This window comes from Pseudoalteromonas sp. SWXJZ94C (assembly GCF_015864385.1).
Lineage (GTDB): Bacteria > Pseudomonadota > Gammaproteobacteria > Enterobacterales > Alteromonadaceae > Pseudoalteromonas.
Map to the genome: position 1 here is coordinate 1 of NZ_JADYXF010000025.1, position 16,235 is coordinate 16,235.

Consider the following 16,235-nt stretch of genomic DNA (forward strand, 5'->3'; position numbering starts at 1 on the left):
GGCGCGGGATGGAGCAGTCTGGTAGCTCGTCGGGCTCATAACCCGAAGGTCGTCGGTTCAAATCCGGCTCCCGCAACCAATTCTTTAATTGGAAGCCAAGTTGTAATGTAGGCAACTTTAAACAAGCATACAAATTTCAGGCGCGGGATGGAGCAGTCTGGTAGCTCGTCGGGCTCATAACCCGAAGGTCGTCGGTTCAAATCCGGCTCCCGCAACCACTGAAATTAAATACTTAAATATCTAAAAATTAAAAACAAAATAACACTCTTCATTGAGTGATTTTTTGCGTCTGGAATTTGGTAAATTCTTATGAATTTAAACTCACCGTTACTGCGCAAAATACTTTGCACAAGTAAGCGAAGGTCGTCGGTTCGCTTTTTACAAACTCAAGCTCCCGCAACCACTGAAATTAAATATTTAAAGTTAAACAAAATAACACTCTTAATTGAGTGATTTTTTGCGTCTGGAATTTGGTGAATTCTTATGAATTTAAACTTACCGTTACTGCGCAAAATACTTTGCACAAGTAAGCGAAGGTCGTCGGTTCGCTTTTTACAAACTCAAGCTCCCACAACCACTGAAATTAAATATTTAAAGTTAAAACAAAATAACACTCTTCATTGAGTGATTTTTTGCGTCTGGAATTTGGTAAAATACCTTATATTCTGCTTTATTTAATGACTTCCCTCTAATACCTATGACGTTTTACAAATAACTTATTTTTTAAAAAGAGTGTTTTATGTTAAAACGGTTAAAATATTTTAAGTAATAATACACATGACAGAACTTTATCACTGGTTTGATTTAATAGGTATTGCGGTATTTGCTGTATCGGGCACTTTGTTAGCGTACGAGAAAAAAATGGATGGTTTTGGTGTCGTCGTTTTAGCGACGGTAACTGCCATTGGTGGTGGTACAGTACGCGATCTTATTTTAGATGTTCCTGTTTTTTGGTTGCACGACCAAAGTTACTTTTTTGCAATACTTGCTTCTGTATTTGTCACCGTACGTCTTATAAATAAGCAAAAACCAATACCTCATTATATTTTACAAACAGCCGATGCATTTGGTTTGGCTTTTTTTGCCGTAATGGGGGCACAAAAAGCGCAACTTGCTGGTATGCCAGATATGACAGCTGTAATTATGGCTGTAATTACAGGCTGCTTTGGTGGATTAATTCGAGACGTACTTGCCCGCGAAATTCCTATGCTATTAAAAGGCGAGCTTTACGCTATTACCTGCATTGCTGGTGGTACTGTTTACACGCTAAGTATAGGCTTTTCGTTAGTCACTGAAATGGCAATGGTATTAGGCATGCTAATGACCCTGTTGCTTCGTTTAGCTGCGATAAAATGGCAGATCACATTACACATTTTTAAATATCCTGACTAGACTGGTGTAATCACACCATTTACTAGGATAAGGAATGTCGTTAGCTCGTATATTTTCTCGTGCTCAGGTGGGAATAAACGCCCCCGAAGTTATTGTAGAAGTTCACCTAGGAAATGGTTTACCTGCTTTTCATATTGTAGGCCTCCCTGAAGCGTCCGTTAAAGAATCAAAAGACAGAGTGCGTAGCGCACTTGAAAACTCTCAATTTGGCTTCCCTGATCAGCGAATAACAGTAAATTTAGCCCCTGCTGATTTACCAAAAGATGGTGGACGTTTTGATCTTGCTATTGCGGTAGGTATTTTAGTCGCTTCAGGACAAATTGTGTGCTCTGACATTCATAAGTATGAATTTTACGGAGAACTTGCTCTTAATGGTGAGGTGCGTGGTGTAAATGCTATTTTACCTTCGGTACTTGCTGCTAAAGAGCAAGATCGCTGCTGCTTTTTACCTCTTGCAAACGATAGCCTAGCAAGCTTAGTTAATGGCGTTAAACGCAAAGCCGTCAGCTCTATTCAAGAAGTGTGGGGTGATTTACTCAATCAACAACCCTTGCCTTTAAATGTCGAATATCCTGATTGTACCCAAGCCCCTGACTTTTTACTCGATTTAAGCGATGTTAAAGGTCAGCCCGGTGCAAAGCGAGTATTAGAAATAGCCGCAGCTGGCGGACATAATTTATTATTTTTAGGTCCACCTGGAACGGGAAAATCAATGCTTGCCCAGCGCATGGCAACCATAATGCCGACCATGTCGGATGATGAGGCTATTTCGACAGCGGCGCTTTACTCTATTATTGGCCAATCCATAGATTTAACTAATTGGCGACAACGACCATTTCGTAATCCACACCATACATGTTCAGCAGTTGCTTTGGTTGGTGGCTCTTCTAATCCCAAGCCCGGTGAGATCTCGTTGGCACATAATGGTGTGCTTTTCTTGGACGAATTACCCGAGTTTGAGCGTAAGGTACTGGATTCGCTGCGTGAACCAATGGAGACCGGCACTGTGACCATTTCGCGTGCTGCAAGGCAAATGGAGTTTCCAGCGCAGTTTCAACTTATAACTGCATTAAACCCAAGTCCTACAGGGAGCCATACTGATAAGCGGGCAACTCCCGATCAAGTTATGCGCTATCTGTCGCGAGTATCAGGACCTTTTATTGACCGTATTGATTTGCAAATAGAACTACCTCGCTTAACAAGTGTTGAACTACAAAGTACTCAGCCTGAGGAAAGTAGTGCTGAGGTTAGAGCAAGAGTTGAAGCGGCTTATTACCTACAGCTAAAACGCCAAGGTAAGGTTAATGCGAGGCTTAATAATAAAGAAATGAGTGTGCATTGTGTTCTTGCGTCTGCAGAATTACAGTTTTTAGCCAGAGCGAGTGAGAAATTATCTTTATCGCCACGCTCTTACCATAGAGTAATTAAGGTGGCGCGTACTATTAGTGATTTAAAAGGGGCTGAAAATATTAGTTTAAATGAACTCAAGGAGGCACTTAATTACCGTGCATTTGAGCGCCTTATTGCGCAATTAACTAAATATTAAATAGAGAGCATATACCCTTTACCGCGAACGGTAACAATGCGTTTTTGATCTTTCTCATCGTTTAATTTTTTACGTAAACGACCAATAAGTACATCAACAGTGCGATCGTTAGGGCTCCAATCTGGCTGACCGATTTCTTCTGATATTTTTTCGCGGGATGTGGCTTTGCCTGCATTACTAATCAGACAAATAAGCACTTTATGCTCAGCTTCAGTTAAGCGTGATTCAACACCTGAAGCGGTAATTAATGTGCGGTTATCGGGGTGAAGCTTAAAGTCTGCGTATTCTATAAACTCTTCGCTTTCATCATCGTCTTGAGTAACCGCTACACGCTTATAAAGTGCGCGCATGCGTAGTTCTAGTTCAAGTAAGTCGACGGGTTTACAAATGTAGTCATCAGCACCTTGTGCAAGGCCTGCAATACGATCAGCTTGGGAGTCACGACTCGATAATACAATAACGCCAATATCAGTAAGTGTGTTTAATTCTTTTGCAAGCTGAAGTCCATCGCGCTTTGGCAAAACAATGTCAATTATGGCTAGTGATATAACACCGTGTAGGTTTACTCGCTGCCTTACAATGCTAAGAGCATCAGCGCCAGTTGGGTCTACCTCAATGGTAAATTCTGTATCTGAGAAGTGATTTTGGATGCGTTTAACGAGTAGTTCATCGTCTTCAACCAATAAAACATTAATAGCCATAGTACTTTATTTTGAATGCTTATAGTTCTATATGGTAGCACCATTAGGTAAATGCTGAGAAGAGTGTTTGTGAGTTTTAAGTTACTTAATATTTCAAAGGCATACAAGATGTTATAACAGGAGAGGTTAGCACCTTTAAACTAATTAAAAGGTGCTAATTAAGATATTAATAGTAATCCGCTATTTTAAATAACAACTAATATTAGTTATCTGAATACATTGAGTTCCACCATTGAGGCTCGTCTTTTAGCTTTTTATCAAAGTACGCTAACATGGTATTCCACCAATCAAATCGTTTATCACGTGCAAAAATTTGGTGGTCGGCACCTTTGTACTCAATTAACTCTACATCTTTATTAAGTAATTTAAGCGCAGTGTACATTGTTAAGCTTTCGCCAACGGGTACATTAGTATCGCTATCACCATGAAGAAGTAGCATAGGTGTTGTTACTTTATCGGCATGAAATACTGGGCTATGCTGGCTGTAAAGCTCAGGATTATTCCACGGAAAGCTATTTTTAGATGCTTCACCAGAATATAAGTAACCCCACCAACCTTCGCCCCAATACGAGGTAATATTAGAAATACCTGCATGAGCAATTGAGGCACTAAACATATCGGTTTTGGTTGCCAGTAGCATGGTCATAAAACCACCGTATGAAGCGCCTAAATTCCCAATTTTTTTACTATCAACGTAATCATATTTTTTTAAAAATGCCTGAGTACCTTCAATTATATCATCGGCAGTATAATCACCCCATGCATTAACATGTTGCGCTGAAAATGTTTGCCCAAACCCAGTTGCGCCCGTAGGTTGCAGCACATAAACAACGTAGCCGTTTTCTGCCCACAAATTAAATGGGTAACGACCCGTAAAGCCACGAGTAACTGGTGAAGTACCACCATAGTAATAAACTAGAGCAGGGTGTTTTTTCGTTTTATCTAGGTTGCTTGGAATATAAACACGCCCTGTTATTTCAATACCCTTTTTATTTTTAAAATTAAACTCTTCTAATGTAGGCATGCGTGTATTTGCATAGGCATAAGGTTTTGAATCCCATAATAGATCTGTTTTATTTTTACTTATGTTAAGGCGTTTTAATTGCTGAGGTGCCAAGGCGCTAGTGCCACTTACGAGAATTTCTGTATTTCGATCGTTCGAATAGCTAAATTGCTCAACAATGTCTAAGCCAGTATTTAACTTTTTAAAACGCTGCTTACTTAAATCAAACAAATAAAGTGGTTGAGTGTCTTGCTCTGTTACTTTTACAAGGGCATCGCCGTTACTTAATACTTTAAGCATACCAATAGCAGGGTTGAACTGTTTACTGAATGCCTTTACGCTTTTGCCGCCTTCAGTAAGTAAGTACAGCTGTCCATCGTAGTTATTAGCAAGCATTGTTTTAGATAAGGCTCTGCCAGTACCATTTTTAAAATCTGGTCCGGCAACTACGTATACATCTTTATTTGTATATTTAGCCTGGTTAAATGTTTTAAATTTACCTAGCGATAAAACCTTGTTTGATTTTAAATCTAGTTCGACTAATTCAGTTTCTGGGTGAGTCGATGCCTGCATTACCGTTACTGGGCGGCTCATTAATATTTTGCCACGATTACTATTTGAATCCTCAAGGCTATGAGAAAGAGGGCCTTGGCTGAGTGCTTTTGCTAATCCGCTTTTAGTGTCTAGTATATATATTTGGCTGGTGTTACGGGCATACGACCAACGATCTTGTAAGCCTTTATAATGTTTAGTTAAGCTGTCTGTAGTTTCTGGAGATTTAGACCAACTAAATAAAAGGCTCGTGTCGTTATAAAATGTGAAGCCACTGGCACCTTCTAAATCGTCTGCTAGTGTTTTTATTGATAAGTTTTTACGGCTAAGCTGTTTTAGCTCACCATTTAATAAATACACTAAAAACTGATTATCTGGGCTCCAAATAATATTACTTGGTTGACCTGCTTCAAATCGATAAACCGTTTGATTTTCAGAGTCTTTAAGGACAGTAACTGTATTTGCTTGGTTTTGTGTTTTATCGTTATAAGTACGCGTGGTAGTAACGTACTGCTTGGCATTAGGTGCGAGTGATAGTTGGCTAATAGTAGGTGCATCAAATAATTGCTTTGCCGATAAACGCTTTATTTGTGAAGTGCTAAGCGTAATTTTATCAATCTCGCTTTTAGGTGTAAAATCAAGCGTTACGTCGTGCCAATTAGCTACTTGCTGAGCTACTATTAAAACAGAGTGAGTGCTATTAGTTAAAGCCAGTTTGTAGCTGTTTTTATCACTTTTTTGCAGTTCACCATTTATAAATAATTGGCCTTGCTCAATTCCTTTTAAGGTAAGAGTACCTTGTGTAAAGCGTGTTGTTTCAATATTAAACTTAAGTGCTTGAAGCCCGCCTAACGTAAGCGCATTAATTTTGTTAAATGGCTGCCAGCTTTGTTTTTTTCCAAAAATTGTTAACTCATTGGAGTTTGCTTGAAGTTGTGGCAATAGATTATTAACAATGGCATCGCCATGAGGTGTTTGAAAAGGCTTTAATTGCATGTCCTCAGCTAAGGGGCCAATAAATTGAACTTTTGATTTATCGAGTGGTGCAGCAATCGATGCAAAACTTAAGCTACTAAGGGTTAAAAGGATTGTGGCATGTTTAAACAATTTATTATGGTTGTACCAAGGTGCGCTAAACTTCATTGTTGAGCCTATTATTAATAATTTAGCCAAATATAGCATGTATTGTTACCATGCTCACATATCCAATATAGAGGAGATAAAGTGACTTTACTGATTGTTTATATGGTGGTTGCCATTGTTATTTCATTTTTGTGTTCTGTGATGGAGGCTGTATTATTAAGCATATCACCTAGCTACGTAGCATTACTTCGTAAGGAGCATCCTTTACTTGCTCAGCAGTTGGAAAAACTTAAAAATAATATCGATCAGCCTTTAGCTGCTATTTTAACGCTTAATACTGTGGCTCACACCGCTGGTGCTGCTGGGGTTGGCGCGCAAGCTGCCGTGGTTTTTTCAGATGCGGCTGTGGGTATTGCATCAGCCATTATGACGTTCCTCGTTTTAGTACTATCTGAAATTATTCCAAAAACATTAGGGGCAAACTACTGGCGAGCTTTAACGCCAAGTGTTACTTATGCTTTGCGTTTTTTAGTGATTTTACTCAAGCCATTTGTATGGTTTGCGCAGAAGCTGACAAACTTAATGGGTTCAAAACACGATGAGGCGTACTATATCCGTCAAGAAATAGAAGCAATGGCAGATATAGGCACAGAATTAGGCGCTTTGCATCAAGATGAATCAGATATTATCCGTAACCTTCTACATTTTAAGCATGCAAAACTATGCGATTTAATAACTCCCCGAACAGTCATTTTTAAAATACACAAAGATTTAACGGTAAATCAGTATTTAAATGAGCATGGCTCGTCGTCATTCTCTCGAATACTTGTATTTGATAAAGACGCCGACGATATAATAGGTTTTGTGCATAAAAACGATATTATGTTGGCATTTCATCGACTGGGTACTGACTATAAAATTAGCAAATTGATTAAGCCTATTTATACGGTGCCGAGTTCTCAAAATGTATCGTCGTTACTGCAAACACTTTTAACAAAACGCACGCATATATGCTTAGTTGTTGATGAGTATGGCGATGTACAAGGTATCGTAACGTTAGAAGATATGATTGAAGCGCTAATGGGGTTAGAAATTGTAGATGAGCGAGATCAATCTACTAATATGCGCGCAGTAGCAAGGCAGCGTTGGCGTAAACGCTTAGCTAATAGTGAGCATATAGTTTGTGAAGAAGACAAGGCTCCCCAAAATGGTAACTAGTTAAATAACCTATGAAGTTATTAAGTTCACTTTTTAAGAGGGGCTCTTGTCGGCTTTAATCCAGTCTTTGGCCCAACATATAAATTCATTTTTTGGCTTAGGGCAGCTAAATAAAAAGCCTTGAATAGCTAAATTTCTTCGATAGTGTTTTAAGTAAGCAAGCTCTTCTAGTCGCTCAACGCCTTCAGCGACTAAATCTAGATGCTCTCCGCTTGTAATATTAATTAATGAGCTAACAACTACCTGAGAGAATAAATCAGTATCTATATTACTAATGAGTGAACGGTCTATTTTTATTTCCGTAAAGGGCAGGCTTTTAAGTTGATTCATATTAGTAAAACCAACACCAAAATCATCTAATGATAATCCAAATCCATGCATTCTTAACCTGTTTAAAGTTTCCAACTGAGTGAGGCTAGAAAGTGCATGTTGCTCTGTTATTTCAATAATTATATTGCTAGGTGTAAGCTTGTTTTCTTCCAGTATGAGTAATAATTTATTAGGGCAGTTTAAATCATCAAGTTGAATAGACGATAAGTTAAAGGCTAGTTTGAAATCGTTTCCAAGCTGTGTTTTTATATTACTAAAATCGCTAGTGGCTTTCTTAAAGAGAGAAAATGAAATTTGGTTAATTAAATCATGTTGCTCAGCAAGGCTAATAAAGCGATTTGGTGAAATAACACTCCCATCTTTATTTGAGACTATACGGGCGAGTACTTCTACGCTTTCTATTTTATTGTTGTTAACGTTTACTTTGGGCTGATAAAAAGGGGTGATTTCGTCATTCTCTAGCGCGCTGATTAGCTCCTCTTTAGAAATTGCAGGCTCTCTAATTAAAGTATGACAGTTAAATTGCGCTACTTTGGTAAGTAAGGCACTTACTTGAGATAACTGGATCGGTTTTGTTATATTGCCAATGAGGTGGGCATTATGTTGCTTAGCAAGGTTTGCTGCTAAGTTAATAACCTTATGTTCCATTTCAGAAATAATAACAATAGCACCTTGATAATGTAATGCTCCGAGGTGACGTATTAATTCCATACCATCCATATCAGGCATGTTTAGATCGGTAAAAATAGCATCAAAGTAGTTTATATCCATTTTAACTTTTTCGAGCGCTTTTGCAGCACTGAGGCATGTAATTATAGTTTCAGACATATTTAATTCGTTGAGTATAGCCTCCATAACTATCAGAATAGCTTTTGAATCGTCAACTACTAAAATATTAGGTACTATTTTATTCACTCTGACCTCTTTTAATGTATTGCATGTGGTTACTATAAAAGTAGTAGTTTTGATCGTTTTTGTCAGTATTAAAAAACTTTAATTTTAAAATTGTTATTATTTATCGTTACTCGTTTTTTTTAGCTGAGAAGGTATACTAGCGCCATTGTTTTAAACGGTCTTAATTATGATAAGAATAGATCTTACTTTAGCTGAACAACCATTTTCACTTATGGTGTCTGGGCAAAAAATTGTGCAGGTATTTCATGCACAACAAGCCATTACGTTTGATAACCCTCGTGAAAACTATTATCAGTTTACTCACGACAACAAAGTAATTGGTATTGATACTGGAGCGGCGGAAGAGCAAAGTATTTCGCTTTTTTTGGATGAGCAATTTGCAACACAGCTTGCGCTACCAGCAACTACAAATGGGTCACCTAAAAAAGGCTTTTTAGGTCTGGCTGCATTAGGCTTTAAGCTTTTTAAAAGTGCGAAGGTAATTAAAGTAGTACTTGCAGGGGCTTCTGTTGCGGGTTACGCGTGGTTGTTTAGTATTGAGTTTGCGTTAATGCTAATTGCTTGTTTAGTTGTACATGAATACGGTCATGTGCGAGCAATGAAGTATTTTGGTATCAAAACGAAGGGCATTTATCTAATCCCATTTGTTGGCGGGCTTGCTGTAAGTGATGACAAAATAACGACTCGTTGGCAAGATGTAGTTATATCACTAATGGGACCTGCATTTGGTTTAATTACCTCGGTATTAGGTGTGGTTTTGTATTACGCCACCGAGATGGAAATATTTGCAGGTGTTGCGGTTCTTAGTGCATTACTGAATTTGTTTAACCTGCTACCTATTTTACCGCTTGATGGTGGACATGTATTAAAAAGTATCAGCTTTTCAATGCGTTCATGGATTGGCTTAAGCGTATGCTTGCTAGGTGTGCTATTTGGTTTATGGTTAAGTTACACGTTTGGCTTAACGTTACTGGTGTTCTTTTTGTTTGTAGGTGCGCTGGAAATTGTATTTGAATGGCGAGGCCGTCACTACTCACATTTAATGCCGCTAGATAAATATGGCCAAGGCTTTTCAGCGGTTATGTACGCCATTGTAGTCGCTGGGCATGTAGCCGTAATGATGCATTTTGCCGATTCAGAAAATCCAATTTTAAGTCTGCCGATGACAATTTTATCGAGTTAACGACAAAAGAAAAAACATAATAAGTTTGAAAAATGCGCAGCCTGCTGTTTTTTTGTTCGCTTTTTGCTGTTTTTAAAGGTTTTTGTGTTTTTATTGTTGTTTTTTTGTAACTTAAGATGTAATTTACCGATATCAGGGTGTTCAGGGATGTTATTTAGAAAGGAAGCTGTCGCTCAGCAAAGTGAGCGTTTAACGGGGTCTATAACCCTCGCACAACCACTATCAATAAAATTAACTGTGTTTATTTTAGCTTGTGTGGCTATCGCAGTTATTACCTTTTTATTCACCGCTGAATACTCTCGTAAAGAAACCGTGCGCGGTTTTTTAATGCCCAGCAAAGGGGTGATCCAGAGCTTTGCTAATCAAGGTGGTATGATTGAGCAGCTATTTGTACAAGAAGGTGATGCCGTTACTAAAGGTCAGCCGTTGGCGACCATCATTGTGCAGCAAAATAACAGCCAAGGCATAGCTTTGAGTACCCAACTTGTTGAGCAGCTAAGTATGCAAATACTACTGCTTAATGACGAAATAACACAAAACCTTACCCTACAAAAGCAAGAATCACTTAACTTGCAAGCGCAAAAACATGCACTTACTAATGAGCAAGCTGCATTACAAAGTCAACTAGCTCTAGCTGATGAAAAATTAGGGCTACTTAACCGCCAACAAAGCAACCTAAATCAACTTAATAAAAATGGCTTTTTATCAAATATTGAGCGTGAGCAACAACAGCAAGCCCTGTTAGATGCTAAGCAAGAAAAACAAAACCTAGCGCGCTTGCTGATGCAGCAAGAAAACCAATTAAGTCAACTTAGCTTTAATATTGCCAACGTGCCCCAGCAGTATACGTTGCGTATAAATAGTCTTAAACGCCAACAAGCGGATATTCAAAACCAGCTCACACAAATTAAAAGTAACTATCAATATACCATAACAGCCAGTAACAGCGGTGTTGTTACTGGCATCCAAGTGGTTGAAGGCGAAACACTTACCCAAGCCAAACCACTGTTACATATTATTCCCGAAGGTTCCGAGTTGGTGGCTGAATTACTATTACCTACACGCTCAGCAGGGTTTATTGCGCTTGGTAACGATACGCGCTTGCGTTTTGATGCCTTCCCTTATCAACATTTTGGTTTTATTAACAGTAAAATTAGCCGGATTGATAAGGCACTCATTACCCCAAATGAAATACGCTTGCCCATTGCACTGCAAGAGCCGGTGTACCGCCTGCGAGCAACACTCAGCCAGCAACAAATGCAGGCTTATGGTAAAGCGTTTGAGCTAAAAAGCGGTATGTTATTTGAGGCGGATATTATGCTAGAGCAACGCACACTAATTGAATGGCTGCTTGAGCCGCTGTATAGCCTAAAAGGGCGTGTGAGTTAATCGCAATGTGTGGGTTGTAGAACGGGATTTATTTCGATAATAAGAAGAAATTCATCTGTTTAATTTGCTGTAATAAGTAATATTAAGCAGAGAATAGAGTGGCTGACTTTAGTCAAACTTTAGCGAGCACAACTAAAGCCAGCCTATTAACCGCTCACCTTTATGATAATGGTTGAGCACATTAACAAACCGATGACTTAACTAAAAAGCATCGGATATATGGAGTATAACATTATGCGTGAATTAAACGTAAAAGAAATTAAAGAAGTGAATGGTGGTAGTCGTTGGGTAAAAGTTTTAAAATTTATTGCTTATAACCTCCCTGAATATGGTGGTGGTGGTAGATATGGATCAGGTGGCTGGCGCCCTTAATTGTAAAAAGTGCTATGGCCCTAAGTGGCCATAGCACTTTATTGGTTATGAATCAAAGTTACTTCACTTTTGGTTTTAAGGGGTAATATGTTGAAAGCGGGATTGGATGTCATCGTTGAGTTAAGTGCATTGCTTATTACATTTATACTTGTTCAGGTTTATTTTGGAGGACTTGGTTTGAATTCATTTATTGTCTCAGTAATTGTATTTTTAAGTGCTTTAGTATTCATGAAGGTGTGCATTTATTATATTGGGAAAATTATAAATGCAAAAAAGGCATAAGACGAAAAGCTACACCAGCATAAATTTTTCTACATCACGATCAGTTCCTCTAATCCTTCAATCCGAAATAGCTGAATGCGGCCTAGCCTCTATGGCAATGCTGGCAAGCTATCACGGTCATAGGCTAGATATGCCAGCCATGCGTAAGCGCTTTTCGGCTAATTTAAAGGGGATGAACTTACAGCAGCTGATTGAGCTTGGTGATGGCTTGGGGTTCGCCAGTCGTGCATTGCAATGCCCTATTGATGAAGTCCATAAACTACAAACTCCGTGTATTTTACATTGGGATATGAATCACTTTGTGGTATTGACCAAAGTCTCTGGCAAAGGTGCAAAGACTAAATTTGCTATTAACGACCCAGCTGTTGGTAAGCGTAGTTTAAATAGTAATGAGTTTAGTAAGCACTTTACCGGCATTTGTTTAGAGCTGACTCCAACCAGTCATTTTGAAGCCAAACATGAACAAGCACAGATGAAGTTTACCCAACTTTGGAGCTCGATGAAGGGCTTAAAAGTAGGGTTAATAAAACTGATTGCGTTGTCACTGGTATTGCAGCTATTTGCCTTGATGACCCCTTATTATATGCAGTGGGTGGTGGATGAAGTACTAATCAGTTTTGATGAATCGTTATTGACGGTACTCGCTATGGGCTTTGCGCTGATTGCGATTATTTCGGTGGTAACCAATGCTGTACGAAGTTGGCTGATTTTACGGCTTTCAAGCCTTTTGAATATGCAAATGGGCGTGAACTTGCTCAGGCATTTATTACGCCTTCCGATGAATTATTTTGAGTCGCGCCATGTTGGCGATATTGTGTCGCGCTTTGGCTCCTTGGCACAAATACGGGAGCGCATAACTACAGGATTTGTAGAAACACTGGTCGATGGCGTGATGGCTATTACCGTTTTGATTATGATGCTAGTTTATTCGCTAAAGCTCACTGCAATAGTTGTAGGTGCAATCGTGCTGTATACCATCGTTCGCTTAGCACTGTATCGTCCACTACACCAAGCCACTGAAGAAATGATTCAATCATCTGCCAAAGAGCAGTCGAACTTTTTAGAAAACATTCGCGGTGTGCAAACCATAAAATTGTTTGGTAATGAATCGCAGCGCCAAGGCATTTGGCAAAACTGTTATGCTGAGGTAATAAATAGTGAAATTCGCTTAGGTCGATTAAATATAAGTTTTGATTCATTTAATAAGCTGTTATTTGGCCTTGAAAATGTATTGGTGATTTACTTTGCTGCGTTGCTAGTTATGAGCAATAGCTTGTCTGTTGGTATGGTACTGGCGTTTATTGCTTATAAAAACCAGTTAACCAGCCGCTTTGCCAACTTAATTGAGCAAATTATTCAATTCAAAATAATGCGCTTACACTTAGACCGTATTGCAGATATAGCACTCACGAAACAAGAAGCTAATCGTGACGGTGAAATGGTCTATACAGGTGATGACGAAGGTAAAGTGAGAGGTCAGCTTACGCTCGAAAATATTTGTTTTAGTTACAGTGAAGAGCAAGTGCCGATTTTAAATAATGTTAATTTAACGCTGAATTCCGGTGACTCGATTGCGATTACGGGTCCGTCAGGTGCGGGTAAAACTACGTTGATGAAAATAATGCTAGGGTTATTACAGCCAACCTCAGGGACGGTGTTGCTTGATGGCAAAGATATTACCCAGCTTGGCCTTAAAAACTACCGTAAACAAATAGCTGCAGTGATGCAGGATGACACATTGTTAGCTGGCTCAATCGCCGATAACATCAGTTTTTTTGACCCACAGCCCAATTACTTGAAAATAGAGACGTGTGCTCGTCATGCGGCTATTCATGATGATATTACCAAAATGACTATGGGCTATAACTCATTAGTGGGTGATATGGGATCAAACTTATCTGGCGGGCAAGTACAGCGTTTACTTCTTGCTCGCGCATTGTATCAATCGCCCTGCGTGTTGTTTATGGATGAAGCAACTAGCCATTTAGATAAAGACAACGAAGCGAAAATAAGTGAGCAAATTCAGCTCTTACCCATCACACGGATTATGATTGCCCATCGTCAAGAAACTATTAATATGGCGGGTAACGTTTATAAGTTACAAGCGGGCAGTTTAAATACTACTGAAATAGCAAGAGATACTGCTTAATGGTTATATGAAAGAATATGAAAGAATATGAAAAGATGAAAAGTGAAACAATTGGTACTGTAGAGCAAGTTTTTTATACTGTCTGCTGGGTAGCTTTCTTTTCAATAATCATCCCTATGGTCGCGGTTTTCATTTTTTTTATTACTGGCTTAGGTTCGTTAGTTCTTAATAATGTCAGTACTTTTGAGCAATTTGAGTCGAATCCCAATGTTACATTTATAGTATTGTTAATCTCGTTATTACTGATTATTCCGCTTCTGAAATACTCATTATACTCTAGTGAGAGAACACTAATAATAGCGAGGCTGGCAGTACAGCCTGTTCGTATATGTCCTTTAGTTTATGTATTAATAGTCACTTTTGCATATATGATAGTAGAGTATTATTTAGCTGACCACTTAATGGTAGAAGCTCCTAATTTTATGTTGGAAATGCAAGGACAAACAAATAATTTATTAGACAAGTCTCTACTATTTTTCGCCGTAGTTGTTATTGCTCCTATTTTTGAAGAGGTGATTTTCAGAGGCGTTGCGTTTTACAGGTTACAGCAGACTGCTTTAGGTGTAAGTGGTGCTGTAGTAATTCCTAGCTTAATATTTGCTTTTTTACATGGTCAGTATGATCAAGTTAATATATTTGTACTGCTGTTTTTATTTTCTTGTTTTATGGGAGGGGTTCGCTCCTTAACGGGGAACATTTGGTATTGTGTTTTAGGCCATATGATAATTAATTTATTTGCGATTAGTGAGCTTATTTTATAAAAGTAACATTAGCCCTCTACGGATCATTCTTATTCGTTACGGATAAAAGCTCAACATTAAGGATATAAAAACCCCAGTTACAAACAACTGCACAACACAAAACCCCATAATATCTTTTGCTTTTAAGCCTGCGATAGCAAGGACTGGTAATGCCCAAAAAGGTTGAATTAAATTAGTCCATGCATCACCCCATGCAACGGCCATTGCAACGCGAGATATATCGGCGCCCAGTTCTTGCGCTGCGGGTATTACAATAGGTGCTTGTACAGCCCATTGGCCACCGCCAGAAGGAACAAACATATTAACGAGTCCCGCACTTATAAAGCTAAAAAATGGCAAGCTATCGGCATCTGCTACGGCAATAAAGCCACGCGATATTTGCTGCGCTAAACCGCTATCAACCATTACCGCCATGATGCCGGCATAAAAAGGGAATTGAATAACAATGCCAGCCCCGCTTGGAATTGCTTGTTGCAGGCTATTAAGTAAATTATGGGGTGTTTGATGCAGTGTAATTGTTAAAAACAAAAATACGGCAATAACGCTATTAAGGTTTAAGTTTCCGCCAGTAATAAAAAAGTAATAGCCTAAATATGCCAAACCTAATAAGCCAATTGTCATACCGAGTAGTTTACTTTGTTCTAAATGTTGGGCGGGTCTGGTTATTGTTGTGTGCTTAGGTGTTGTCTCTTGTAAAAGAGCTGGGTCGATATATACGCTTTCTTGCTCATTTGGCAGCATATAGCGATTAACGAGCGGCATAATAATGAATAAACCAACTAATATGGCTATGTTAAAACCGGCAAATAAAGTGTGCTCTGTACTAATAACACCAATACTGGCCTCTGAAAAGTGACCTTCGGTTGCGATAGTTAAAGGAATCGAACCCGCTAATCCGCCATGCCATACAACAAAACCTGAGTAAGCGCTGGCTACTAATAATCGATAATCAACACGGATATGTGTAGCAATTGCTTTGGCAAATAGAGCACCAATAACTAAACCAAATCCCCAATTTAACCAACTCGCTAAAAGTGAAATAAGCGTTACCAATATAATTGCTTTAGGTGCGGTGCTTGCAAATGTTGCTAGTTTTTCTAATAACTTACTTATAGGTGGCGTACTTGCGAACATATAGCCTGTAATTAACACTAGTAGCATTTGCATGGCAAAGCTTAATAAGTTCCAAAATCCACCTCCCCACGCTTGTAATACTTCAATGTTGGTTGCGGTTGTAAATAAGCTCGCACTAATAAGAGTAATTATTGTAAGTAAAATTACAAATATAAAAGGGTCGGGAAGATAGCGCTCTACAATTTTAGAAAAAGGGCGGGCTATTTTATTAAGCATAAGCACAAC

General features: G+C 38.8%; 12 protein-coding genes and 2 tRNA genes. 10 read left to right on the forward strand and 4 right to left on the reverse strand.

The genetic code is table 11. The features are described 5' to 3' along the window. The first annotated feature begins 2 nt into the window (after positions 1-2). The 4 genes from I6F65_RS11955 to I6F65_RS11970 all read left to right on the forward strand — a co-directional run bounded on the left by I6F65_RS11955 (position 3) and on the right by I6F65_RS11970 (position 2,938). Positions 3-79: transfer RNA gene (locus I6F65_RS11955), tRNA-Met, on the forward strand. A 62-nt stretch (positions 80-141) separates the two neighbouring features. Next, positions 142-218, forward strand: a tRNA-Met gene (locus tag I6F65_RS11960). A 559-nt stretch (positions 219-777) separates the two neighbouring features. After that, on the forward strand, positions 778-1,392 hold the full coding sequence (locus I6F65_RS11965; RefSeq protein WP_166115073.1) for a trimeric intracellular cation channel family protein: 615 nt from the start codon (positions 778-780) through the stop codon (positions 1,390-1,392). A gap of 34 nt (positions 1,393-1,426) precedes the next feature. Continuing rightward, positions 1,427-2,938, forward strand: a complete 1,512-nt coding sequence (locus I6F65_RS11970; protein ID WP_197113040.1) for a YifB family Mg chelatase-like AAA ATPase — start codon at positions 1,427-1,429, stop codon at positions 2,936-2,938. On the opposite strand, the gene I6F65_RS11975 is transcribed toward I6F65_RS11970, so the two are convergent. Together I6F65_RS11975 and I6F65_RS11980 are read right to left on the reverse strand one after the other, a co-directional pair. Next, the gene (locus I6F65_RS11975; protein WP_024611310.1) at positions 2,935-3,639 is read right to left on the reverse strand and encodes a response regulator transcription factor; all 705 of its coding nucleotides are present in this window, start codon (positions 3,637-3,639) and stop codon (positions 2,935-2,937) included. The two genes, I6F65_RS11970 and I6F65_RS11975, sit on opposite strands and share 4 nt — an antisense overlap. Positions 3,640-3,841: 202 nt before the next feature. After that, the gene (locus tag I6F65_RS11980; protein WP_166109395.1) at positions 3,842-6,337 is read right to left on the reverse strand and encodes a S9 family peptidase; all 2,496 of its coding nucleotides are present in this window, start codon (positions 6,335-6,337) and stop codon (positions 3,842-3,844) included. An 81-nt stretch (positions 6,338-6,418) separates the two neighbouring features. Here I6F65_RS11980 and I6F65_RS11985 point away from each other — a divergent pair, with 81 nt between their 5' ends. Further along, the gene (locus I6F65_RS11985; protein ID WP_166109394.1) at positions 6,419-7,495 is read left to right on the forward strand and encodes a hemolysin family protein; all 1,077 of its coding nucleotides are present in this window, start codon (positions 6,419-6,421) and stop codon (positions 7,493-7,495) included. A gap of 33 nt (positions 7,496-7,528) precedes the next feature. On the opposite strand, the gene I6F65_RS11990 is transcribed toward I6F65_RS11985, so the two are convergent. Beyond that, positions 7,529-8,740: an EAL domain-containing protein gene (locus I6F65_RS11990; protein WP_166109393.1), complete on the reverse strand. Its 1,212-nt coding sequence runs from the start codon at positions 8,738-8,740 to the stop codon at positions 7,529-7,531. A 166-nt stretch (positions 8,741-8,906) separates the two neighbouring features. Between I6F65_RS11990 and I6F65_RS11995 the strand changes: the two genes are divergently transcribed. The 5 genes from I6F65_RS11995 (at position 8,907) to I6F65_RS12015 (ending at position 14,876) form a co-directional block, all read left to right on the forward strand. Continuing rightward, positions 8,907-9,923 carry a metalloprotease gene (locus I6F65_RS11995; RefSeq protein WP_197113042.1) on the forward strand — a complete coding sequence of 339 codons (1,017 nt, stop codon included), beginning with the start codon at positions 8,907-8,909 and terminating at the stop codon, positions 9,921-9,923. A gap of 147 nt (positions 9,924-10,070) precedes the next feature. Beyond that, complete coding sequence (locus I6F65_RS12000) at positions 10,071-11,312, forward strand: HlyD family efflux transporter periplasmic adaptor subunit (protein WP_197113044.1); 1,242 nt, start codon at positions 10,071-10,073, stop codon at positions 11,310-11,312. A gap of 234 nt (positions 11,313-11,546) precedes the next feature. Further along, positions 11,547-11,684 (forward strand): hypothetical protein, encoded by a 138-nt coding sequence (locus I6F65_RS12005; protein WP_197113046.1) that lies wholly within the window; start codon positions 11,547-11,549, stop codon positions 11,682-11,684. A gap of 265 nt (positions 11,685-11,949) precedes the next feature. Next, complete coding sequence (locus I6F65_RS12010) at positions 11,950-14,115, forward strand: peptidase domain-containing ABC transporter (protein ID WP_197113048.1); 2,166 nt, start codon at positions 11,950-11,952, stop codon at positions 14,113-14,115. Positions 14,116-14,132: 17 nt separating this feature from the next. Continuing rightward, a complete protein-coding gene (locus I6F65_RS12015) occupies positions 14,133-14,876 on the forward strand; it encodes a CPBP family intramembrane glutamic endopeptidase (protein ID WP_231613166.1) in 744 nt (247 codons plus the stop codon). 36 nt (positions 14,877-14,912) lie between these two features. Here the strand turns inward: I6F65_RS12015 and I6F65_RS12020 are convergent, their stop codons facing one another. After that, positions 14,913-16,226 (reverse strand): short-chain fatty acid transporter, encoded by a 1,314-nt coding sequence (locus tag I6F65_RS12020; protein WP_197113050.1) that lies wholly within the window; start codon positions 16,224-16,226, stop codon positions 14,913-14,915. Positions 16,227-16,235 lie beyond the last annotated feature (9 nt).

What these genes read in the sequence shown, in the direction of transcription:
- I6F65_RS11980 (WP_166109395.1), bottom strand. Translation starts at nt 6,337, where the DNA reads ATGAAGTTTAGCGCACCTTGGTACAACCATAATAAATTGTTTAAACAT.
- I6F65_RS11965 (WP_166115073.1), top strand. Translation starts at nt 778, where the DNA reads ATGACAGAACTTTATCACTGGTTTGATTTAATAGGTATTGCGGTATTT.
- I6F65_RS11995 (WP_197113042.1), top strand. Translation starts at nt 8,907, where the DNA reads ATGATAAGAATAGATCTTACTTTAGCTGAACAACCATTTTCACTTATG.
- I6F65_RS12010 (WP_197113048.1), top strand. Translation starts at nt 11,950, where the DNA reads ATGCAAAAAAGGCATAAGACGAAAAGCTACACCAGCATAAATTTTTCT.
- I6F65_RS12005 (WP_197113046.1), top strand. Translation starts at nt 11,547, where the DNA reads ATGCGTGAATTAAACGTAAAAGAAATTAAAGAAGTGAATGGTGGTAGT.
- I6F65_RS11970 (WP_197113040.1), top strand. Translation starts at nt 1,427, where the DNA reads ATGTCGTTAGCTCGTATATTTTCTCGTGCTCAGGTGGGAATAAACGCC.
- I6F65_RS12000 (WP_197113044.1), top strand. Translation starts at nt 10,071, where the DNA reads ATGTTATTTAGAAAGGAAGCTGTCGCTCAGCAAAGTGAGCGTTTAACG.
- I6F65_RS12015 (WP_231613166.1), top strand. Translation starts at nt 14,133, where the DNA reads ATGAAAGAATATGAAAAGATGAAAAGTGAAACAATTGGTACTGTAGAG.
- I6F65_RS12020 (WP_197113050.1), bottom strand. Translation starts at nt 16,226, where the DNA reads ATGCTTAATAAAATAGCCCGCCCTTTTTCTAAAATTGTAGAGCGCTAT.
- I6F65_RS11975 (WP_024611310.1), bottom strand. Translation starts at nt 3,639, where the DNA reads ATGGCTATTAATGTTTTATTGGTTGAAGACGATGAACTACTCGTTAAA.